The 20,573-nt window shown below is 64.5% G+C and carries 16 protein-coding genes and 3 pseudogenes; 7 read left to right on the forward strand and 12 right to left on the reverse strand.

What is annotated here, in order from left to right:
- The first annotated feature begins 78 nt into the window (after nt 1-78).
- Complete coding sequence (locus AMK58_RS28210) at nt 79-381, forward strand: hypothetical protein (RefSeq protein WP_059399775.1); 303 nt, start codon at nt 79-81, stop codon at nt 379-381.
- Nucleotides 382-574: 193 nt separating this feature from the next.
- On the opposite strand, the gene AMK58_RS28215 is transcribed toward AMK58_RS28210, so the two are convergent.
- Nucleotides 575-1,837 carry an aminotransferase class V-fold PLP-dependent enzyme gene (locus tag AMK58_RS28215; protein WP_035674349.1) on the reverse strand — a complete coding sequence of 421 codons (1,263 nt, stop codon included), beginning with the start codon at nt 1,835-1,837 and terminating at the stop codon, nt 575-577.
- Between the two features lie 481 nt (nt 1,838-2,318).
- Nucleotides 2,319-4,106 (reverse strand): PTS glucose transporter subunit IIBC, encoded by a 1,788-nt coding sequence (gene ptsG, locus AMK58_RS28220; protein WP_035674346.1) that lies wholly within the window; start codon nt 4,104-4,106, stop codon nt 2,319-2,321.
- 236 nt (nt 4,107-4,342) lie between these two features.
- Here ptsG and ptsP point away from each other — a divergent pair, with 236 nt between their 5' ends.
- The gene (ptsP, locus tag AMK58_RS28225) at nt 4,343-6,895 is read left to right on the forward strand and encodes a phosphoenolpyruvate--protein phosphotransferase (protein WP_109111668.1); all 2,553 of its coding nucleotides are present in this window, start codon (nt 4,343-4,345) and stop codon (nt 6,893-6,895) included.
- Nucleotides 6,896-6,898: 3 nt separating this feature from the next.
- Here the strand turns inward: ptsP and AMK58_RS28230 are convergent, their stop codons facing one another.
- The 5 genes and pseudogenes from AMK58_RS28230 to AMK58_RS30105 form a co-directional block, all read right to left on the reverse strand.
- Nucleotides 6,899-7,930 (reverse strand): oxidoreductase, encoded by a 1,032-nt coding sequence (locus AMK58_RS28230; protein WP_035674344.1) that lies wholly within the window; start codon nt 7,928-7,930, stop codon nt 6,899-6,901.
- Nucleotides 7,931-8,015: 85 nt separating this feature from the next.
- Nucleotides 8,016-8,123, reverse strand: a pseudogene (locus AMK58_RS32005) (glycogen/starch/alpha-glucan phosphorylase); the annotation flags it as partial.
- A gap of 24 nt (nt 8,124-8,147) precedes the next feature.
- Nucleotides 8,148-9,077, reverse strand: coding sequence for a 1-phosphofructokinase family hexose kinase (locus tag AMK58_RS28235; RefSeq protein WP_035674448.1), 930 nt, complete (start codon nt 9,075-9,077; stop codon nt 8,148-8,150).
- Between the two features lie 249 nt (nt 9,078-9,326).
- Nucleotides 9,327-9,569 (reverse strand): hypothetical protein, encoded by a 243-nt coding sequence (locus tag AMK58_RS28240; RefSeq protein WP_035674342.1) that lies wholly within the window; start codon nt 9,567-9,569, stop codon nt 9,327-9,329.
- A 260-nt stretch (nt 9,570-9,829) separates the two neighbouring features.
- Complete coding sequence (locus tag AMK58_RS30105) at nt 9,830-10,162, reverse strand: response regulator (RefSeq protein ID WP_081650214.1); 333 nt, start codon at nt 10,160-10,162, stop codon at nt 9,830-9,832.
- 227 nt (nt 10,163-10,389) lie between these two features.
- Between AMK58_RS30105 and AMK58_RS28245 the strand changes: the two are divergent.
- Nucleotides 10,390-11,349, forward strand: a pseudogene (locus AMK58_RS28245) (IS5 family transposase).
- A 138-nt stretch (nt 11,350-11,487) separates the two neighbouring features.
- On the opposite strand, the gene AMK58_RS28250 reads toward AMK58_RS28245, so the two are convergent.
- The 5 genes and pseudogenes from AMK58_RS28250 to AMK58_RS28265 all read right to left on the reverse strand — a co-directional run bounded on the left by AMK58_RS28250 (nt 11,488) and on the right by AMK58_RS28265 (nt 16,771).
- Nucleotides 11,488-12,921, reverse strand: coding sequence for a S41 family peptidase (locus tag AMK58_RS28250; protein ID WP_236778390.1), 1,434 nt, complete (start codon nt 12,919-12,921; stop codon nt 11,488-11,490).
- 762 nt (nt 12,922-13,683) lie between these two features.
- Nucleotides 13,684-14,523 carry a hypothetical protein gene (locus tag AMK58_RS30765; RefSeq protein WP_146206582.1) on the reverse strand — a complete coding sequence of 280 codons (840 nt, stop codon included), beginning with the start codon at nt 14,521-14,523 and terminating at the stop codon, nt 13,684-13,686.
- Entirely contained in the window at nt 14,520-15,422 is a 903-nt protein-coding gene (locus AMK58_RS28255; protein ID WP_082413769.1) for a DUF2092 domain-containing protein, read from the reverse strand. Before AMK58_RS28255 ends, AMK58_RS30765 begins: the two co-directional genes overlap by 4 nt.
- Before the next feature lie 13 nt (nt 15,423-15,435).
- Nucleotides 15,436-16,148, reverse strand: a pseudogene (locus tag AMK58_RS30110) (SDR family oxidoreductase).
- Between the two features lie 140 nt (nt 16,149-16,288).
- Nucleotides 16,289-16,771, reverse strand: a complete 483-nt coding sequence (locus AMK58_RS28265; protein WP_051140266.1) for a hypothetical protein — start codon at nt 16,769-16,771, stop codon at nt 16,289-16,291.
- Between the two features lie 1,106 nt (nt 16,772-17,877).
- Between AMK58_RS28265 and AMK58_RS28270 the strand changes: the two genes are divergently transcribed.
- The 4 genes from AMK58_RS28270 (at nt 17,878) to AMK58_RS28285 (ending at nt 20,545) form a co-directional block, all read left to right on the forward strand.
- The gene (locus AMK58_RS28270) at nt 17,878-18,354 is read left to right on the forward strand and encodes a hypothetical protein (RefSeq protein ID WP_059399777.1); all 477 of its coding nucleotides are present in this window, start codon (nt 17,878-17,880) and stop codon (nt 18,352-18,354) included.
- Between the two features lie 186 nt (nt 18,355-18,540).
- A complete protein-coding gene (locus AMK58_RS28275; RefSeq protein ID WP_051140265.1) occupies nt 18,541-19,149 on the forward strand; it encodes a hypothetical protein in 609 nt (202 codons plus the stop codon).
- 75 nt (nt 19,150-19,224) lie between these two features.
- On the forward strand, nt 19,225-19,887 hold the full coding sequence (locus AMK58_RS28280) for a CoA transferase subunit A (RefSeq protein WP_035674337.1): 663 nt from the start codon (nt 19,225-19,227) through the stop codon (nt 19,885-19,887).
- The gene (locus AMK58_RS28285; RefSeq protein WP_035674334.1) at nt 19,880-20,545 is read left to right on the forward strand and encodes a 3-oxoacid CoA-transferase subunit B; all 666 of its coding nucleotides are present in this window, start codon (nt 19,880-19,882) and stop codon (nt 20,543-20,545) included. The genes AMK58_RS28280 and AMK58_RS28285 overlap by 8 nt, the downstream gene beginning before the upstream one ends.
- Nucleotides 20,546-20,573: the final 28 nt, after the last annotated feature.

Below are 20,573 nucleotides of genomic sequence, written 5' to 3' on the forward strand. Positions count from 1 at the left end.
GCTACTTCTGAAACGACGCCGGCTTGCGGCCCGATACCGGAGAAGCGGAACATCCCAATTCGAAAGGGGAGATCGGCCATGGCCGCGACGGCGCGAATGGCGTTCATGTTGATGGTGACTCTGGCGGCGCTCGCGCACATCGTGACGACCGCGGCGGCGGCTTCCGCGGAAAATGCACGCGACGCCAGGATCTTCGAACTGCTCGACGACAATCAGGACGGCAGTGTCTCCATGACGGAATTCAAAAACAACCAAATGCTGGTGTTCTATATTCTGGATCGCAACAAGGATCTCGCCTTGACAGTCGGTGAAACCCATCTGCCTGCCGACGTCTTCGCGAGCATCGCTGGAAATGACGGCAAGCAAGATCGACACTCTTGAGTTTCTCGATGTCGTCGATTCGGCCTTCAAATAGGCCGACACCAATCAAGACGGACTTCTTGATCGGCAGGAATTCGTCGCGCTGCTGGGTCGTGTCCGGAACCTCTTCAATAGACAGTGGTTCCAGAACTGGTGCACCACGGCCGCCTTCATCGTTCTCGCCATTGCCCCCTCCCTTGCCCCTGGTTCGGCATCAGACCTTGACCAAATCCCGCATGGAAGCGACGCCCTTGACGGCCCGAAGGATATGCGCCCGGGTGTTGTAGATGTGCGGGCAGAGCCGCAATCCCCCAGAGGTTGACGCGGCGATGCCGAACTGCGTGTACATGGCGTCGGCGACGGCCTTCTGGTTTGCCTTCGGAACCTCGATGACCACCACCCCACCGCTCATTGCCGGGCTCTCCGGCGTCACCAGGGTCGCGCCGGCGTCCTTCAACCCCTCCTTCAGGAGACTGGCGAGTTCCGTGACGCGGGCCTGGATCCGCTCGGGCCGGATCTGTTCGTGCAGATCGGCGGTCTCGCCGAGGGCCGCGACCGCGGCATCGTCGCGCTGCCCGAGGGTTTCGAACTTGAGCGCGTTCTCAAGCTCGAGTTCGACCTTGATATCGCCGGTGTAGCCGATGGTGTTGGGCCAGATTTCCGGGGCGCGTCCGTTGCGGACATAGAGGATGCCAATCTCCTTCGGGCCCATGAACCACTTGTGGGCACTGGCGGCGAGCGAGTCGCAGCCGATGTCGTGGACGTCGAGCGCCGCCACCCCCCAGCTCTGCGCGCCGTCAACATGGCAGTAAATGCCCCTGTCACGAGCCATCGTGGCGAGTTTCTTTGCCGGCAGCTTGAGCCCGCTGACGTTGGAAACCTCGGTAAAGCTGAGCACTTTGGTGCGGTCGGAACACGCCTTGGCAAACAGTTCCACCACCTGCTCATCACTTTCCGGCACCCGTGGCACCGACACTCGGATGACCTTCAAACCGAAACGCTTGGCCCGGATATCCCACGCCTCGTTGTTGGTGACGTGGTTCTGTTCCCAGATGACGATCTCGTCTCCTGCCCGGAAATCGAGACCGTTGGTAATGACGCTGTTGCCTTCAGAGGTGTTGCGCACGAGCGCCACCTCTTCCGGGGCGGCACCGATCTGTGCCGCCACTTTGGCCCGCGATGCCTTCAGCGTGTCGTTGAACTGCGCCCGATTGTTGAAGGATACATCGTAATCGACGACCCTCGACAACGTCGCGACCTTGTCCGCGACGGATTGAAAGGTTGGGCACAAGTTGGCGCAGTTCATCGGAACCGCACTCTCCGGAAAGATGAACTGGCGGCGCACGAGCTCCCAGTAATCCTCGCCACTCGGTGTCTGCGCCCGTGCAGTGTTCTGGATGGCGCCATAGGTGCCGGCGAAGGCCGCTACGGCGCCGGCCTGTTGGAGAACAGACCTGCGGGTGACTGAAAGCGGCATGACCTCCTCCCGTTGGTTCTTTGGGCCGCCAACCACTTTGATTTGATGCTGCCGAAGTTGTTGAACTGGCGGTGCCGCGGATGCGGAGCGTGGACGACCCTCTCAAGGCTTCGCTGCTCTGGTTTATCCGTGCCGCGCACGCGCACGCCCGACATCAGCATTGCGCAAACGCACTAAGCACGAGGGCGGCAAGACGGCGATAGACCTTCCGCCATGTTCACCCTGACACCTCAGCAACAGTTTTGAATATTCATATAACAAACATATTGTATAATGAATTAGGGCGAGGGGTGTATGTACTTCAAGTGTTGCGAAAGAATGCACCCACCTCTTTTGGCTGGTGCTGCCCACATCTTTGCGCATGGGCTTTCATCAACGTTGGTGGAGTCATGCCCGTGTGATATCCACTGCGCGGTTCAGCATGGGTGCTTGCTGCGCATGAGTGCCTGCGTGACGCTTCGCTCCCGACAAACCTTGGATGTCATTCGGCGGCTTTCTGCGGGACGGTGCCCGCAGGCAGCGCGGCGGCGAGCCTCGTCGCGTCGTTGCCGACAATGAGGTCCAGCCCCATCGCCCAAGGGACGACGGCACGCACACCGGCCTGCTTCAGCGCGGCCATGTCGGCCTTGCCCGCGTCGGCAAGTTCCACGCGCAGCCGGGTGACCGCAAAAGGTGCAAGGGCTTGGATGTTGGCGGCCCCACCGAGGGCGTCGCGCAGCAGATCCTCCCGAATCTTAGGCATGTCTGCCCTCGACGACCGGGAGGGTGGGGGCGCTCCGGCCATGGCGGCGGACACGGGTGCGGCCGGTTCGGCAGCCACGTCGGCGCCGGAGGATTCCAGATACTCCTGCATTTCCGTTTTCAGGTTCTCGGAGAGCGGGCCGAACACCGCTTGGACACTGTCGCCGACCCGCAGCACGCCCGAAGCCCCCATGTTTTTCAGCTTTGCTTCGTCGACCCGCGCCGGTTCCCGGACCACCACCCGCAGCCGGGTGATGCAGGCATCGAGCGTGCCGATGTTTCCTCGCCCGCCGAACGCGAGCACCAAGTCCCGTGCTCGTTCAGTGCCGGAACCGGTGGTGGCGTCGGCCGCAGCCGCGGCCTCGCGGCCGGGGGTTTTCAAATCCAGCCAGCGGATCGCGCCCCGGAAGACGGTGTAGTAGATGGCCGCGTAGATCGGCCCGAAGATCAGCACCAGCCACCATTTCTGTGAATTGGGGTTGAACACATTGAAAATGACAAAGTCAATTCCGCCCTGGGAAAAGGTGAAACCCATGTGCGCGCCCAGCGAGTTCATCAGAAACTGCGAGGTGGCGGCGAGCACCGCGTGGATCAGGTAGAGCACCGGCGCGAGGAAGAGGAAGGAGAACTCGATCGGTTCGGTGATGCCGGTGAGAAAGGAGGTCAGCGCGGCGGAGATCATGATGCCGCCGACGCGAGCCCGGTTTTCCGGCAGCGCCGCGTGCCAGATGGCGATGGCCGCGGCCGGCAGGCCGAACATCTTGAACAGAAAGGCGCCGGACAGGATGCCGGCGGTCGGATCGCCGGCGAAGTAACGGTTGATGTCACCGTGCACGATCTCCCCCGTCGCCGTCTGGAATGAACCGATCTCGAAGAAGAAGGGGACGTTCCAGATGTGGTGCAGGCCGAAGGGGATCAGCAGCCGCTCGACGAAGCCGTAGATGGTGGCGGCGGTGCGCGGGTCGCTGACCGCGGCCCAATGGGAGAAAGCGTTGATGCCGTTCTGGATCGGCGGCCAGACCACCGACAGCGCCACGCCCAGCAGGATGGCGGCGAGCGCCGTGATGATCGGCACGAAGCGCTTGCCGGCGAAGAAGCCGAGATAGGTGGGCAGCGTGATCTTGTAGTAGCGGTTGAACATGGCCGCCGCCAGCCCGCCGGCCAGGATGCCACCGAACACGCCGGTCTCCATGGCTTTGATGCCCATGATGGTCTTCGGCTCCATGCCCCACAGGCCGGTCATCACCCCCAGCGTGGCGAGCATCACCAGATAGCCGATGGTGGCGGCAATGGCCGAGACCCCGTCGTTCTGGGTGAAGCCCAGTGCCACGCCGATGGCGAAGATCAGCGGCAGGTTGCTGAAGATGACATCGCCGGAGCTTTTCATCAGAAGCGACAGCAGCGGCGGCATCCAGTCGAAATCAGCGGCGCCGATCCCCAACAGCAGGCCCGCCACCGGCAGGACCGCGACCGGCAACATGAGGGACTTGCCGATGGCTTGGAGAAAGGCGAAGGGATTCAGAGTCATCGCTGCCTCCAGAGGACGTTTGACGCCCGTTCGGGGTTGGCGCGGACGGTGTAGCCTTATCCATAAAGCACGGCACGACCTGTCTCTTTTTGGAAAGCCACCTGTCGTGGTGACGACGTACTCTCACGGCACCGTCCTTGACTTCCCCGCCGAGCCATTCCACTTCGCCACAACAAGAGCGGGATAAGATAATCCAGCCTGAAGGGAACAGGCTCCGCAAAAAGGGGGGACGCATCGTGACCAGTGTCCGTCTTGTCGCACCGCTGGCCGGCTGGGCCATGCCTCTGGAGGACGTGCCCGATCCGGCCTTCGCACAGCATCTGGTCGGCGACGGGATGGCCATCGATCCCACCGCGGACGAACTGCGCGCGCCGTGCGACGGGGTCGTGCTGGCGGTCCACCGCGCCCGCCACGCCTGCACCCTGCGCACGGCGAGCGGTGCGGAGATCCTGCTGCATGTCGGTGTGGACACGGTGGGGCTGGGTGGCGAGGGTTTCACCGTGCATGTACGGGACGGTCAGAGCGTGCGGGCCGGCGACCGGCTGCTCTCCTTCGACATGGACCTGCTCGGCCGGCGGGCGCGCAGCCTCGTCAGCATGATGGTGGTGGTCAACGGTGAGGGATACAGCGTGGACGGTCGCCGCACCGACCGGGAGGTGGCGGTCGGCGAACCGGTGATGGAAGTCCACGGCGGGGACATGGCCACAGGCGCGCCGGAGGATGCCGGGGATGGCGCCGGGACGGAGCGGCGTGCCGTGCGCCTGCGCATCGCGCATGGGCTGCACGCCCGGCCGGCGGCGGCTCTCGCCAACGCCGCGAAGGCACATGCCGGCCCGGTGTCCATCCTGTCCGGCGGGCGAACCGCCAACGCCAAGAGCGTGGTGGCGCTGATGGGGCTGGGCACCGCTCTCGGCGACGAGCTGACCATCACCGCGTCCGGTCCAGGGGCGGCGTCCATTGTGGCCTCCCTGGCGGCATTGATCGACCAGGGACTTGGCGATCCGGTGGTCACGCTCGCCGCGGCTCCCGTTGCGCCCGTATCCGCCACAGCCCCGCCACCCGCCGAGGCGGGAGACATCGCCCCACCCTTCGTCGCCGGAGCGGAGATTCTCCTGAAAGGCACCATTGCGGTCCCCGGCATCGCCGTCGGTTCGGCGGTGCGGTTGTTCCGCACGGCGGTTCCCATCGTCGAAGAGGGCCGCGGCCCGGCGGTGGAGGAACGGCGTCTGCGCGATGCCTTGGCCGGCGTGGCTGCGCGCCTCGCAACCGCCGCGGCCCGGAGACCGGAACACGCCGCCATCTTCGAGGCGCACCGCACGCTCATCGACGACCCGGAACTGCTGGAAGAGGCGTTGACCCAGATGAGCGCGGGCAAGAGCGCAGAGTCGGGCTGGAGCGCCACCATGCGCCGCCATGCTGAGGCGCTCTCCCGCATGGCCGACCCGCGCATGGCCGAGCGCGCCGCCGACATGCGTGATCTGGAACAGCAGGTGCTGGAGGTGCTGGCCGGGCGGGCTCCGCGCCTGCGGCTGGCCGACATGGTGGAAGGCGCCATCGTGCTGGCCGACGAATTCCTGCCGTCCGATCTCGCCGATGTGCCTCCCGGCCGGCTGGGAGCGTTGTGCATGGCGCAGGGCGGCCCGACCTCGCACGCCGTGATCCTGGCGGCCTCGCTTGGGCTTCCGACGGTGGTCGCGCTTGGGGTCCAGGCCCGCCGGGTGCCGGACGGGGCGCCGGTCATCCTGGATGGGAACCGGGGCGAATTGCGGGTCTTCCCACCGCCCGAGGTCATGACGGCGACACGCGATGCCGTCACACTCCGCGCGGCCCACCGCGCCGAGAATCGGAAGTCGGCGGCGCTGGAGTGCGTGACGGCGGATGGCGCGCGCATCGAGGTCTTCGCCAACCTGGGCCGCGCTGCCGACGCCGCTGGTGCTGTGGCTGAGGGGGCCGAGGGATGCGGTCTGCTGCGCACGGAATTCCTGTTCCTCGAACGGCAGTCGGCGCCGACCGAGGATGAGCAGGCCGCCCAATACCAGGAGGTGGCCGATGCACTCGGCGGCCGACCGCTGGTGATCCGCACGCTGGACGTGGGCGGCGACAAGCCGTTGCCCTATCTGCCGCTTCCCAAGGAAGAGAACCCCGTGCTCGGGCTGCGCGGGGTGCGCGTCGGCCTGCGCCAGCCAGAGCTGCTGCGCAGCCAGATCCGCGCCATTCTGCGCGTCACCCCGGCCGGGGCGTGCCGCATCATGGTGCCGATGATCGCCTCGCCGGAGGAGTTGCGGACGGTCCGGACGATGATCGACGAGGAGCGCGCAGCCCTGCACCGGGCGGAACCCATCGCGGTCGGCGCCATGATCGAGGTGCCGGCGGCGGCGCTGACCGCCGACCGCATCAGCGCGGTGGCCGATTTCCTGTCGGTCGGGACGAACGACCTGACGCAGTACGCGCTGGCGATGGATCGCGGCAACCCGCATGTGGCCGCGCAGCTCGATGCGCTGCACCCCGGCGTGCTGCGCCTGATCCGGCTGGCAGTGACCGGAGCGGGCCGGTTCGGCCGGCCGGTGGCGGTGTGCGGTGGCTCCGCCTCCGACCCGATGGCCGCGCCACTGCTGCTGGGGCTCGGCGTGACGGAGCTGTCGGCGACCCCGGCGGTGATCGCCGACCTGAAGGCGTTCATCCGCACGCTGCGGCTCGACGATTGCCGCGCGGTCGCCGAGGCGGCACTGGAGAAGGACTCGGCGGACGAGGTGCGGCGGCTGGTGACGGAGCGCTGGCCGGAGCTGTGACCCTCATATCACCGCAACGGTCCGCCGCTCGGCAGCGCTGCGGATGGCGGCGTCCAGAACCAGCATGACGTTGCGGGCTTCGTGCGCCGTCACCGGCGGTGGCGCGCTGTCACGCAGGCTGGCGGCGATGCCCGCGTAATAGGCTTCGTAACGTCCCGGCACGGTTTCGACCACCCGCTCCGAACCATCCGCGAGCCAAAGAATACCGGGCTCCGCCGCGGCCACCCCCCAACCCGGCTGCCCCGGCCTCCGCCCTTCCTTCAGCGCCGCCTCCTGCGGGTCGAGCCCGTGCTTGACGAAGCTCCCGCCGTCGCCGTGCAGGGTGAAGGCGGGCCCCGGCCGGTACACGAGGTTCGCGGCGTGCAACACCGCCCGCAGGTTGCCGTAATCGAGGACCAGATGGAAGCAGTCGTCCACCCGCGCATCGGGTCGCTGGCGGGCGATGTCGGCGGTCACCGCACGCGGCAGCCCGAACAGGACCAGTGACTGATCAACCAGATGCGGCCCGAGATCGTAGAGCAGGCCGGAACCCCTCCGCTCCTCCTCCCGCCAGCCCTGCTTGATGGCGGGACGGAAGCGGTCGAAATGAGCCTCGTAATGGGCAAGGCGCCCAAGCGCATTTCGTTCAAGAAGCTGCTGTACGGTGAGGAAGCCGTCGTCCCAGCGGCGATTGTGAAAAACGCTGAGCAGACGGCCCCGCTCTTCAGCCAGCATAACCAGCGCGTCGGCCTCGGTCAGGGTCGGGGTGAAGGGCTTGTCGACCACCACATGTTTGCCGGCCAGCAGCGCCGCACGCGCGAAAGGCACATGGCTGGTGTTGGGGGAGGCGACGACGACCAGCTCAATGGCTGGATCGCCCAGCATCTCCTCGACACTGGCTACAGCGCGCACGTTCGGAAAGGCCGCCGCCAATTGCTCTGTGCGGCTTGTCACCACGGCCGCCAAGCGCAGCCTCGGTTCCGCCGCGATCAATGGGGCGTGGAAGATCGCTCCCGCATGCCCGTACCCAATGAGCCCAACGCGGATCCCGTTCATGGCACCCTCTCTGTGTGCCGCCCACCTTTGGACGTGGTTTGGACGGCATCGTCGCATCCGTTCGCACCCTAGGGAAGAACCGCATCAGCTCGAAGACCGCCCGGCTCGGATGGGTGTCGTTGAACTGGATGGCGCCCTTACCGGGCAGCTCCCGCCAGTCGGTGTGGCTCCGGCAAAAGCGCCGCACGAGATCCGGCGTCGCCGCATGGGCCGGCTGTCAGCCTTCGGTGCGCAGGCGCTGATACAGTGCTTCCACATCCGAGCGCCGGCACAGTTGCGTCCCCGGCGTCATCGCCGTTGCCGTTCCGGCCGCCACCGCCAAAGCGAGGGCATCGCGCGCGTCCCGACCCTGGGTGAAAGCGAACGTCATGGCGCCCACGAAACTATCACCCGCTCCAACCGCGCTCTTCACCGCCACTTCCGGTGCGCGGAGGCGGACGGTGCCCGCTGCGGTGGCCAGCAAGGCCCCTTCGTGCCCGAGCGTGACAGCCAGAACCTCCACACGACCGGAGCCGACGAGTTCTCTGGCCGTCTCATCGAGGGCCTGCGGCTCCCGCAAGGGACGGCCAACGAACTGCTCCAGTTCACCGATGCTGGGCTTGGCGAGGAAAACGCCGTGGCGCAGCGCCTCCCGCAGAGCATCCCCTGAACTGTCGATGACGAGTCGGGCGCCCCTGTCGGCAACGATGCGCGCAACCCTCACGTAGAGGTCGGCCGGCACCCCGCGCGGCAGGCTGCCGCTGGCGACGAGGTAGTCGAACTGAAGGACCTCCAGATCGTCCAGGCAGGAACGCCATTCTGCCTCGCTCACCGGTGGCCCTTCCGTCGTGAATCGGAACTCCTCCCGGCTCGACCGCTCGAAGACCACTTGGTTGACGCGGATCGCTCCGCCGATGGGAATGCGCCAATGACGCACACCGGCGGTGCGCACCAAGCCGTCGAAGACGCTGCCCGTCACCCCACCGGACAGATAGACCGCGATGGAGCGGCCCCCCAGTTCGTTGATCACGCGCGCCGCGTTGATGCCGCCGCCACCGGGATCGATGCGTTGGTCCGTGGTCCGGATCTTGCGGACCGAACGGACTGTATCGGCTTGGCAAGACACATCGATGCTGGGGTTAAGCGTCAAGGTGACAATGGGCTTCATGGCACGCGCCTCCCCGAGCTGCTTTGGCACTTTACGGTGCACTTCCTTGGGAGGAAACCGCATGCGCCCTCTTGCGTACAGAGGTGCACGCGTCGTCGTACGGAATTTCCGGTGCCGTCAAAGTTCGTGCCACACCTGGACGGCTGTGTTCGGTGCGGTGCGAATGAAAACATGGTTGGTCGGCCAGACGGTGGGCCTGCCGGACATCCCGGCGGGCGAACTGAATTGAGGCGTGGCCGAGGCTCGGCCTCAGCCCTGAAGTGCAGCCCAAGCATCCCACCCGTCCTGGCTGAGCCGCCATTTCCCCGGCCCGTCGCCAGGATTGATCAGTCCCAGATCGTAGCACTCAGCGATCAGCCACTCCAGAGAGCCACCCGGCTCCGCCACACAAACGTCACCGCTGCCGGGATCAGCGGTCAGTAGGAGCAGGATCTGGTCCTGGGACAGGTAACCGCGGACGGCAGACAGGCTGCTGTACTGGAGCTTAGGCATAAGCCAACCTCCGGTGAAAACGTGAGGATGGTGTGCTCTTCGCTTTCGTTCTGTAACTGACCATGAACCTCCTCAGCTGCCCGGTCTGTCGGGCTATAACACTCGGGATTTCTGCAAAGGTCTCCATTTCAGTGCTTTCCTCAAACGTGACAGAGAAAACACGAGTAGGGGTGAGCGTCACTTCAGTGCACACGCCAGCCTGCAATAGCCATCAGCACAGAAAACATCGTACTTGCAGAAAGCAGCTTTAATAAATAGGTTCATCCCATTTGTTTAGCAACAGTACGGCAACGATCGTCAGAATTTCCGGTTATCGCGATCACTGGTATAGTAAGATCGCGTTGCGCCAAGAACTTTGATATGTGCAAAATATTACTGATATCGCCCTCCACATACGACAGTGAAAGGTCGACAATTGCGGCGTTTGGAATAAAATTATGGGAAATTATCTTATATTCTGCCTCTTTGACTGTGCTGACGGCAAGCACTCGGAATCCCCAGTATTCTAGAATAATACGAAGAGATTCACATACCTGCGTATGCGGCTCAATGACAAGAATGAAATAATCTTGAGGTGTCGAGATGGACTCCATATCGCCAACATCTCTCAAGTGTAAGGAGGCATGGCCTAACTTTCTTTTATTTACCCCTCGTTGAATAGTCCATACCCAAAGAAAATTGTGGTCTTTTGGGCATGCTCATTTAGAAAACCGATATAGGGTCTTTTTATACTGTAGCGTGGTGCATGGATGCCGGTCTGACAAGGGCAGAGGGATCTGCGGTCGCTCTCGGGTTCCTTCTTTGCTCCCCCAGCCGACCAATGCCTTTCAAACACCACGTTGCGCATCGCCGTCGGTTTCCCCGCGCCACATACCGTGTGACGAACGGGGCAGCGTATGAGGCCGGTCTGCGGCAGCGTGGCAGCCTGACCATTTGGTTCAGTGAGGACGCCGTTTAGGCCTGGCGCGCCGCCCCACGCACCACCCGCGGCGGGCAGCCGCGCTATTCGGCCGTGGCGATCGAGACGACGCTGAGGCTGCGAGCGCTCTTCCACTTGGCTTTCCGCCAGACCGAAGGGCTGATCGGCTCGCTGATGCGGCTGCTCCAGCTCGACCTGCCGGTCCCGGACCACACCACCCTGAGCCGGCGCGCCCACACCCTGGCGGTGGTGCCTCGGCCGCTGAACAGCGGTCCACTGTACCTGCTGGTCAACAGCAACGGGCTGAAGCTCAGCGGTCCGGGCGAGTGGCTGGTGGAGAAGCATGGCTTCAAGAAGCGGCGCTCCTGGCGCAAATTCCACATCGGGGTCGATGCCCGAACCGGCCAGATCGCGGCTGTGGAGGTAACCGCCTCCGACAGCGACGGCTCCTCGCAAGTTGGCCCCTTGCTCGATCAGGTAACCGCCTCAGTCGAGGGGCTGATCGGAGACGGGGCCTACGATCGAACCGAGGTCTATGCGGCCGTGGCGGCCCGCTACCCGGAGGCGGCGGTGATCGCCCCACCTCGCGCCGATGCCGTGCTCAGCGCCACGGCCGCGACCGCCCCGCGTGACCGGCACATTCAGACGATTGCGGAAACCGGGCGCATGAGTTGGCAGCGGACCTCAGGCTACAACGAGCGGGCCAAGGCAGAAGCCGCGATCGCCCGCTAAAAGCAGGTCATTGGCGATCGCCTCCGCGCGCACAGCGACGAGGGCCGCCGCACCGAGACCGTGGTGGCCTGCAACTTGCTCAACCGCATGTTCGGCTTGGCACGCCCGACCTATGCCCGCGTCGCATGACGATCCCGGGGAAAAAAGCCCACTCCATCTTCGCTCTCGTCTGTGCACCACACTGTCGTGGCGTGATAAAGCAACGTTTTACAGCGCAACGACGGTTCCACTCACCGCTGGGAGGCGGTGAGGCCGGACGCAACGCGTTCATTTCGTCGTGGCTCTTTCGAATCGGTTCGTGCGGATGGCGGCAACGGCACAGTGCAGCGGGCGATCCACTCCGGACTGGACTGGGCGTCTGGCCACCTCGGGACATAGTTCAGCCATGGTCCAGGTTCGTGGCGGTGGTGGTGCAACGGCATCGGGATCGCAGGTTGCCGGGTCGGGATGCGTCTCCACCGAGGCTGCGGCCCTGATCCAGGTGCCGGACGGTGGTGGACGTCCAGCCGGGCTGACCGTGACGTTCGGCACAATGCCGAAGCATTCCACGGGGCCACCGGATGGCCGGAAATAGCGCGCCGTGGTCAGCAGAAGGCCATCACCACCGGCCAGCTGAAAGATCGTCTGGACCGAGCCTTTGCCGTAGCTGCGCTCACCGAACAGCAGCGCCCGGTGGCGGTCCTGCAACGCCCCGGCGACGACCTCCGCCGCGGACGTCGTGCCGCTGTCGATCAGCACTGCCAATGGCAGGTCCCGCGCCACGTCGTCGTCCGTGCCCCCAGAATAATGCTGCACGTCCGACACACGGCCCCGGGTGGACACGATATCCACCGCTCCGAGGAAGGCATCGGCGACCCTCACGCCTTGTTCGAACAGGCCACCGGGGTTATCCCGCAGATCCAGCACGAGGCCGGCCAGTTCGCTGTCAGTCTGGCCCTTCATCGCGTCGAACGCTTCGTGGACGAGGCGGCTGGTTTGCTCGTTGAAGTGGGTGATCCGGATGTAAGCGACGCCATCCTCTAGTCGGTGAAGGACTGGCTCAGAACGGACGATGGTCCGTGTTACGGACACGAGCAAGGGAACATCGTTGCCTGGGCGCCGCAGCAGCAACGTCACGCTGCCGCCGGACGGGCCACGCACGGTCATCACCGCCTCGTGCAGGCTCAACCCATTCACCTCGCGGTCATCGATCCGAGCGATCAGGTCGCCAGCCCGCACCCCGGCGCGGGCCGCGGGTGTGTTTACGTCGGCGCTGACGACGCGGAGCAGGCCACTCCTATCATCCGGTGTGACCACCATTCCCAAGCCCGGAAACTCGCCGTGCATCTGATCGCGAATGTCGCGGACGTGCTCGGTATCGAGAAGGCCCGAATATGGGTCGAGAGAGGCCAGCATGGCCTCGATGGCGCTCTCGGTCAGAGCCCGTTCGCCGGCGGTCCGATCGTCCTGCTGCTTCTTCCGCAGTCCTGCCACCGCCGTGTCGACCAACCGCTCTGGATCGGCAGGCTTCAGATGCGACGATAGCACGTGCTGCAGCACATCGGCGAAGAGGACGTAGTTGGGGTCGGACGTCGTGGGAGGCAGGGCACTTGGTCGCATCGTGGCAAAGGCGACCCTATACCTCTCGAGCGCAGCGTCAGTGCGATCACGCTCGGTGGGAAGCATCGCGCACGCGGCTTCGAAGCCCATCGCCAGCAGCAAAAAGGGCGTCACCAGCCTCAGAGCCCGACATCTTGATTGCCGTGGCGATGCCCGGCGTGCGGCGTGGAGGGCCGGGGAGTCTCGACGGTGTTCGATCATGGTTCGATCATGGAAAGCGGACCATTTTGCTCGGTGTCGCCAATGCGCGGCCGCCAGTGTTCCGGAGGCCGTGGCCCGGAGTTTTGGGGAGATCCTGAGGGGGGATCCTGAGTGCCGCGCGTGTTGGCGACGGTGAGACCGGGTCCGGCAGTGAACCGTACGGGGGCATTGAACCGCACGGGCCGTCCGTTTCAGAAGTAGCAAGAGGGTTGGCGGCCGGCGCTACGGTAACGCTGTGATACGGTAACACGGCGTCCATTCCTGCACACTATGCGCTGGGCCAAGCGCTTCGTGTCACGTCCGGAGACGGAGGACAAGCCATAGGCCGATGATGACGGCTCTATAGCCGTCGTGTTGAAAATCGCCACCGCGGACCGGCCGCCATCGGCCGGAGGGCTGCTGATCCACGCTGCGCGGCCTGCCTCCAGATCCTGCCGCAAAACAGGAAATGGGAGCGTGGAAGGACATCTCCGCCAGGGCAAAGGCCTCATTGGCGCCACCCCGGCCATCGGCGACGGCCATATGAAGATCGGCGGTGGCATTCTCGGGTTGGGCTAGAAAGCGGTTGGCCAGAAGCACGCCGGCCAGAAGCACCGCGGCTTCGGACCGTCCGTCTGGTCATTCCGATGCCTCCGAAAACGGCAGCGTTACGAGCCTTTGGCCCTAGTAGCCGGGCGGTGGTGCCACGGTGACATAGGACACAGTTCCATTGATGTAGGTGCGGTTGTACCAGGTGCCGCCGCAGCCGTAATAGCTCACGCTCCCCGCGGTCACGACCGTCGGCGCGCACGGGAGCACGGTCACATTGGTCGGTGCCGCCGTCGCTGCCCCGGCGATGTAGCCGGCCGTCGCTCCAATCGCCGCACCGGCGAAAGCCCAACCCCAATCGTCGTCCCAATCATCGTAATAGTGGTGATGGTCCCAATTGTTCGCTATGTTCTGCGCTGCATAGGATCGGGCTTCGGTGCGTTCAGTCTGCCCCTGTTGGCGGGCTTCGGTGCGCTCCGTCTGTCCTTCCTGACGCTGCGCCTGCCGCTCCGTCCGTTCCTGCTGGTTGGTTGCGCGCGTGTCCGCTCGCGTCTGGGCGCGTGCCTGCTGCGTCTCGTTGCGCTGCGCGGACCGCTCGGTAACGCCCCCTTGGCGGGAGGCGGTCTGCGCCGTGGCGCTCCGCTGCGAGGACCGCTCGGTCGCCCCGGCCTGACGAGCCCCCGCCGCTGCGCCGCCGACACCACCCGCCGATCTCTGGGCGGAAAAACCGCCGCCCGATGCGACCCCGGGGCGGGCATAGCCTCCGCCCGCGGAAGGTCGTTGCGCAGAAAAGCTGCCGCTCGCCGCTGGGCCGGATCGGGAAAAGCCGCCGCCTCCTGCTCCACGAGAAAAGCCGCCGCCTCCGCCTCGGCCGCCACCGCGGGCCCCACGCGCCACGGCGTCCGCGACGGAGGCGACGACCAGAAGAAAGGCTGTGCCAATGGCGAGAACAGATCGTGTGTAGCCCACCGTCATTTTGCCGCCTCCCCTGCGCTGCTGGAACGTTCCGGCTTATCGTTGAACGGGGTGTCCGTCGCCGGTGCGTGGTCGCCCGCGGCCTTGCGGACGCGCACCAGGAAGGGAATGCGCTGCGTCCCTTCCGGTGGTTGGAAGGCAAGCTGCGCCGGCGACAAGTCGGGGTTCAAGACCCAGTCCGTGAGGTCGGCGCGGTACTGCGGCTCGCCCTCGTCGTTCTTGTAGGTGATGGTGATCCGCTGCGGCAGCGGCGGGCCTTCGGCGGCGACCCAGACCTGGAAGTCCACCTCCTCGGTCTGCCCGGCCACATGGTCCGTCGGCACTGGCGTCAGCGTGTCCCGCTCCACATAGTCCAGCGCCTGGATGCGCTGATCCAGCTCCGCCGGCAGCGTCGTGACCAACAGCAGCGCCAGCGGCAGCCTGACCTGGAGGTTCTGGACGAGGTAACGCACCGCGTCGTCCACGCTGCCGGGCCGGTCCAACTGGCCGTAGACGTTCTGTCCGGGATCGAACACGGTCAGCGCCTTGCCGTCGAAGGTCACCTGACGCCGTATCCCGTCGCTCTGCTGGGACTCCACCCGCAGGGCGTCGGGACGGTTCAGCGTCACGGTGCGGCGTTCGCCGAACTCGATCTTCTCCCCCGTGTCCTGCACCACGTCGTAGTTGGACCGGATCGTCACGCTGAAGCCCTTGGCCTGGGCCAGCGTATCGGCCATCCGTTTCAGGATGTCCATGGTGTGCTGGTCGATGACCGGTTCATCATCCGCGTCCGGCTCCTCGGCCTGGACGGCCTCGTCCAGGGGGGGAGCGCCAGCGGGCGGCTCTCCGGCCGCCAGCACGGGGCCGGCCAGAAGGAGCAGGCAAAGAAGCGGACCAGACAAGCGCAGGAGCGTTCTCATGGGACACCACCGATCAGTCGATGACGTTGTAGCCGCCGTCGATGTAGACGACTTGGCCAGTGATCGGATGCGCCGCGTCGCTGGCCAGGAATGCGGCGCTGGGCTCGATCTCGTCCACGGTGACGAGCCGGTGGGTGGGCGCGCACCCCGCGGTGCGCCGCAGCAACTCGTCGAAACGGTCGAATCATGTTGTAGTGCTCAACCACCTGCTCCGCCCCGTAGAAACTGACTGTCAGCAGGCAGCCGCCATTCGGCATGAGCGGCTCGGCTAGCTTCGCCATGCGGATGAAGGAATGGCAGGACACCTCCATTGCCAGCGAAAAATCCCACCTTGGTGCAGTCGACCACACGCACATGCAAATCTTCCTGCGGCGCGAAGGCGATGGAGTGCAGAAGGAAATCCAGCCGGCCCCAGCGGTCCCGAATAGCCTCGAACACGCGCTCCAGATCGCCATCCCGACACACGTCACAGAGCAGGATGAGGCCGGCGCCGAGCCGCTCAGCAAGTGGGTGCACGTGCGGCTCGGCCTTTTCGTTCAGGTAGGTAATCTCGAGGTCCGCACCGAGCTCTCGAAACGCCATGGCACAGCCGGAGGCGATGCTCTGGTCGTTGGCGATTCCGGCCACGAGACCGCGTTTGCCGTCGAGCGTGAGTTTTGTGTGAAGGGTTTCGTCTACACCGGTTGACAGGCGTAAGCTTCGCGTCGATGGGTCAACGTGCGACATCCGCGAATCCCCTGCGTGCCGCGATGCTACGTACCGCGTACGCCTCTGTTCGGCCCGTGCTGCTGCGAAGTTTGCTGATCGGCGTCCGCGCGAGCGGTCCTTTGAGACACCGCCCGTGCGGTCACGGTCGTGAATCACCGCTACTGCGAGCTTGATCCCGACATGGCGGCCGGAGGCCCCTCTAGCGCGATCGCGATGCCCGACGGCGCGAGCGTAAGTTGGAGCCCCTGGTTTTTCGATGTCGCCCGGATGACGACACCGTGCTGGTTTTCCATCGCGGCCCCCGCGGCACCACCAGCGACCGTTGCGCCCACGGCGGCGGCCATGTAATTGCCCGGGAAATCCTCAACCTTCTTGAGATTGTAGACGTTGCCGGTGGCCTCCACCGACGAGGCACCAACATTGACGACGCTGAAGCCATTCGCCGTGAACGGATAGTCTTTTCCCTGGAAGTGGAGAACGCCGTGTCCCCAGCTGTAGCCGACGCCAAGCGCGACACTGCCTCCGGAAAAGTCGATGGTCGCGTCCGGTTTTTCAGATTGCGCTCCGCTGGACGGCGACGTGTTGGAGGGCTGCTGCGCTGACGCGCCACTGCCGAGAAGCAACAGTGTTGCGGCGAACACGGTGACTGCGATCCTTGGCCTAAGCACTGGTCATTCTCCCGCGTTGGATGGTCGAGCTCGGAATCCGGTGCGCCTGCCCCATCGATGCGCAGAACCCCGAGTCGAGCAGCACCGCAGGCAATCCGCATCAGGCGGCACAATCACTGGTCCCTACGAAGGCGTTTCTGGAGATGGGTGGATCAGGGCAGGCTTGGCACGGTCACCGCGGCAACCACGGCGGCTGAAACCATACCCGCCCGTAATGCCCATCGGTTGGGCGGATGGTCACGGTCGTCATGATGGTCCGCTCCTGATGATCGGCCCTGAAGTGCTAATAGAAGCCATTGAGCCTCAACCACAAGAGCTGTTGAAAGTAGCAACCGGCCCTCTACGCACGTGTTACGGTAACCTCCACAGCGCCTGTGGGGTGTTGCAATAAATTGACTGAGGACTCTGGAAAATGAAACAGGGCAGATACCGTAACAGGATACGGTAAAAGTGATGATATTCAAACTACAACCGTATAAGGTCAGAAATCTATCTATTGGCAATTACCTTAATATATCTTATTGATATCTATTTTATTGTTAATAATTTCGACCAGGCGCCGCTGTTGAGTGTACGACAACACGTCACTGAGTGGCTCGGCGCGCGCCGTTTGTTGGTTTGGTGGATTGCCTGCATATCATTGCGCAACATCGACTCTCGTGCATTGAGCACCGGTACGGTATGTTGATCAATACCGGCATCATGCTCACCGCAACCAAGTGCTGAAGCCCGATTCTCACGCCGCGTTGATGGTTGCCACAAGGATGGCTTGCTGGCGGGAAAAGTGCCAGGAAAGTACCTCCATTACGAATTCTTCGGCGACGGCTCTGGACAGTGAGAGACGCTCGGCATTGCCATGGCCGTGGATGCGTCGTTGGGGCTGCTCTCCCGTGTCTCTCATCCAGCGACCGAGACAACGCGATCCCAAGGAGGAAATCATGCCATTGCGCCCAGCTTGGCTTAGAATTTACGCAGCGGCCATTGTCGGCGGCACCGGCTTGGTGTCGGTGGCCATATCGACTCCGGTGGTGGCGCAATCACGCCCCGTCCTATCAAACGTGGTACCCGCGGACGCGGCCGTGACGATCCACGCCAAGATCAAGGCGATTGACCCAGCCAAGCGGCACGTCATGCTCGAGGAACGTACGGGCAAGCCGGTCACCGTCTTGGCCGCTCCCGATGTCCGGCTTGAGATGCTGAAGGTCGGCGACACCGTAAATGTGGATTATTACCGCTCCGTGGCCTTCGTGATCTCGCTGCCCGGCAGCCCCGTACCGGAGGATGCGATCAAGCAGGCGATCACGCGGCCGGTCGAGGCGCCGGGCGGCGTTGGAATCCAGGTGACGCGGGTCAGCGGGCTGGTGGTCGGTATCGATGTGGAAGCGCACAGCCTTGATCTCGTTAACCCGCAGGGAGGTGAGATCTATACCATCAACGTGACCGATCCCGAGCGTCAAGCAGCGCTTCCCGCGCTGAAGGTCGGCGACACCATCACCGCCACTGTCAGCGAGGCCCTGGCCGTTGCCATCACCCCGGCACCGAAGAGCCTATTCTAACGCTGGACTGTACGCGCACCGACACGGCTGGAGCAACGGGGAGTGCGCGACCACTCCGAGACTGCTGCTGCTGATCGGTCGTCGCGCTCGGCGACGCCGAGCCTTGCACCCTCGCCCGGAACCTGCTGGCACCTCGGGGCACCCTAGTTGCGGCCATTCTTTTCTGAAAGGCAGTGTGAAACAGCCATGCGACGCATCTTCCTAATTCAGGTCACAGCCGCCTTGGCCCTCGTGGCAACGGCGGCCACCGCGCAAGCCCCGTGGGATCGCGCCCCCGCCGATGCCCGAACGACAGCGCTGACCGACACGGACCGGCCGCAGGTCACTTTGGTGGAAAGCGTCCGACTGACGGCGGTCGTCACCGCCGTTGACAAACCGTCCCGCACCGTGACGTTGCGCCATGCCGATGGTGGTCTGGAGGAGGTTACCGCGGGCCCTGATGTCAGGAACTTCGATCAGATTGCCGTCGGCGATACGGTACGCGCCGAATACAACCAGTCGACCAGTATCTTCGCCCGACCGCCGCAGTCCGGAGCCTCCTCGGCCGAAGGCCAGTCCATCAGCCGCGCGGCTCCTGGTGAGAAGCCCGGTGGAACCGCCGCTGTGAACCAGGAAGCCACGGGCACGGTCGAGGATATCGACCAGGACCGACGGGTTGTCACGGTGCGTGGTCCGCAAGGCCGCACCCAAAAGGTCTTGGTCGCACCAGATGTTCAGGGCTTGGAGAACGTCCGGCAGGGCGACGAGGTCGTGATCCGACACACGGCAGCCCTGACCATCGTCGTCGAGAAATAGCGCCGATGACCAGTCTCCCGGTTTTTCCGATCCCGGCACGCCCAAGGCGCAGCGCTCATTGCAAGGTGGCGAGACATGAAGAAGGTGATCGGACTGGCTGCAGCCGTCGAGATGATTCCGGATGGCGCCGCGCTCATGATCGGCGGATTCATGGGGGCCGGCACACCGCCGCGCCTCATCGACGAACTGGTCCGCCAAGGGCGGCGGGACCTGACCGTCATTGCCAACGACACCGCGCGTCCCGGCGTCGGAATTGGCAAGCTCGTGGCGGCAAAGCTGGTGCACCGGATGATCACCAGCCACATCGGCACGAACCCCGAGACGCAACGCCAGATGATCGCCGGCGAGATCGAAGTCGAGCTGGTGCCGCAGGGTACGTTGGCCGAGCGCATACGAGCTGCCGGTTTCGGACTGGGCGGTGTTCTGACGCCGACCGGTGTCGGAACCACGGTCGCGGAAGGCAAGAAGACCGTGACGGTGAACGGCAACGTGTTTCTGCTGGAACTCCCGCTGAACGCCGATTTTGCCCTGATCAATGCCAAGCGCGCCGACTATTACGGGAACTTGGAATACTCGCTCACCGCGCGCAACTTCAACCCGGCCATGGCCATGGCGGCCGCCACGGTGATCGCGGAGGCCGAGGACATCGTGCCCGTCGGGGTCATCTCACCCGACGCCGTCGGCACGCCTCATGTCCTGGTCAGCCACCTTATCGGCAAGGAGCGCGGCCATGGATGAGAAGGAACTGATCGCCAAGCGCGTGGCGCTTGAGCTGAAGGATGGGGACTTGGCCAACCTCGGCATCGGCTTGCCCACCTTGGTGGCGCGGCATCTGCCGGCCGGCGTGCGGGTGTTCTTTCAATCGGAAAATGGGATCATTGGCATGCAGCCTCTGCCCGAAGAGGGCTTCGCCTGGAGCGATCTGACCGACGCTGGCGGCAGCCCGATCGGCGCGGTACCGGGAGCCGCGGCGTTCGACAGTGCGCTTTCCTTTGGTCTGATCCGCGGCGGCCACCTGGACGTGACGGTGCTGGGTGGTCTGCAGGTCGATGAAGAGGGGCATCTCGCCAACTGGACGGTGCCCGGCAAAATGGTGCCCGGAATGGGCGGCGCTATGGACTTGGTGACCGGCGCCAAGCGGGTGATCGTGGCGATGACCCACACCGCCAAGGGCGCGCCCAAGATCGTCAAGCGCTGCACGCTGCCGTTGACCGCCGTGCGCCGGGTCAGCTTGGTCGTTACCGACTTGGCCGTGATCGAGCCGACGAACGGCGGGCTTGTGCTGCGGGAGGTTGCTCCCGGCGTCACTCCAGAGCAGGTGCTGAACGCCACGGAGGCGAGCCTGATCATTCCCACGGAGGTTCCGACGATGCGCTTGGCGGCCAGCCCCACCTGACACACTTGGGTTCCACGTCGACTTTCTT

The sequence above is a fragment of the Azospirillum brasilense genome (assembly GCF_001315015.1).
GTDB lineage: Bacteria > Pseudomonadota > Alphaproteobacteria > Azospirillales > Azospirillaceae > Azospirillum > Azospirillum brasilense.

Excerpts from the sequence above, each read along its gene's own strand:
- AMK58_RS28210 (WP_059399775.1), top strand. The coding sequence starts at position 79 with ATGGCCGCGACGGCGCGAATGGCGTTCATGTTGATGGTGACTCTGGCG.
- AMK58_RS28215 (WP_035674349.1), bottom strand. The coding sequence starts at position 1,837 with ATGCCGCTTTCAGTCACCCGCAGGTCTGTTCTCCAACAGGCCGGCGCC.
- ptsG (WP_035674346.1), bottom strand. The coding sequence starts at position 4,106 with ATGACTCTGAATCCCTTCGCCTTTCTCCAAGCCATCGGCAAGTCCCTC.
- AMK58_RS28230 (WP_035674344.1), bottom strand. The coding sequence starts at position 7,930 with ATGAACGGGATCCGCGTTGGGCTCATTGGGTACGGGCATGCGGGAGCG.
- AMK58_RS28235 (WP_035674448.1), bottom strand. The coding sequence starts at position 9,077 with ATGAAGCCCATTGTCACCTTGACGCTTAACCCCAGCATCGATGTGTCT.
- AMK58_RS28240 (WP_035674342.1), bottom strand. The coding sequence starts at position 9,569 with ATGCCTAAGCTCCAGTACAGCAGCCTGTCTGCCGTCCGCGGTTACCTG.
- AMK58_RS30105 (WP_081650214.1), bottom strand. The coding sequence starts at position 10,162 with ATGGAGTCCATCTCGACACCTCAAGATTATTTCATTCTTGTCATTGAG.
- AMK58_RS30765 (WP_146206582.1), bottom strand. The coding sequence starts at position 14,523 with ATGACGGTGGGCTACACACGATCTGTTCTCGCCATTGGCACAGCCTTT.
- AMK58_RS28255 (WP_082413769.1), bottom strand. The coding sequence starts at position 15,422 with ATGAGAACGCTCCTGCGCTTGTCTGGTCCGCTTCTTTGCCTGCTCCTT.
- AMK58_RS28275 (WP_051140265.1), top strand. The coding sequence starts at position 18,541 with ATGCGACGCATCTTCCTAATTCAGGTCACAGCCGCCTTGGCCCTCGTG.
- AMK58_RS28280 (WP_035674337.1), top strand. The coding sequence starts at position 19,225 with ATGAAGAAGGTGATCGGACTGGCTGCAGCCGTCGAGATGATTCCGGAT.
- AMK58_RS28285 (WP_035674334.1), top strand. The coding sequence starts at position 19,880 with ATGGATGAGAAGGAACTGATCGCCAAGCGCGTGGCGCTTGAGCTGAAG.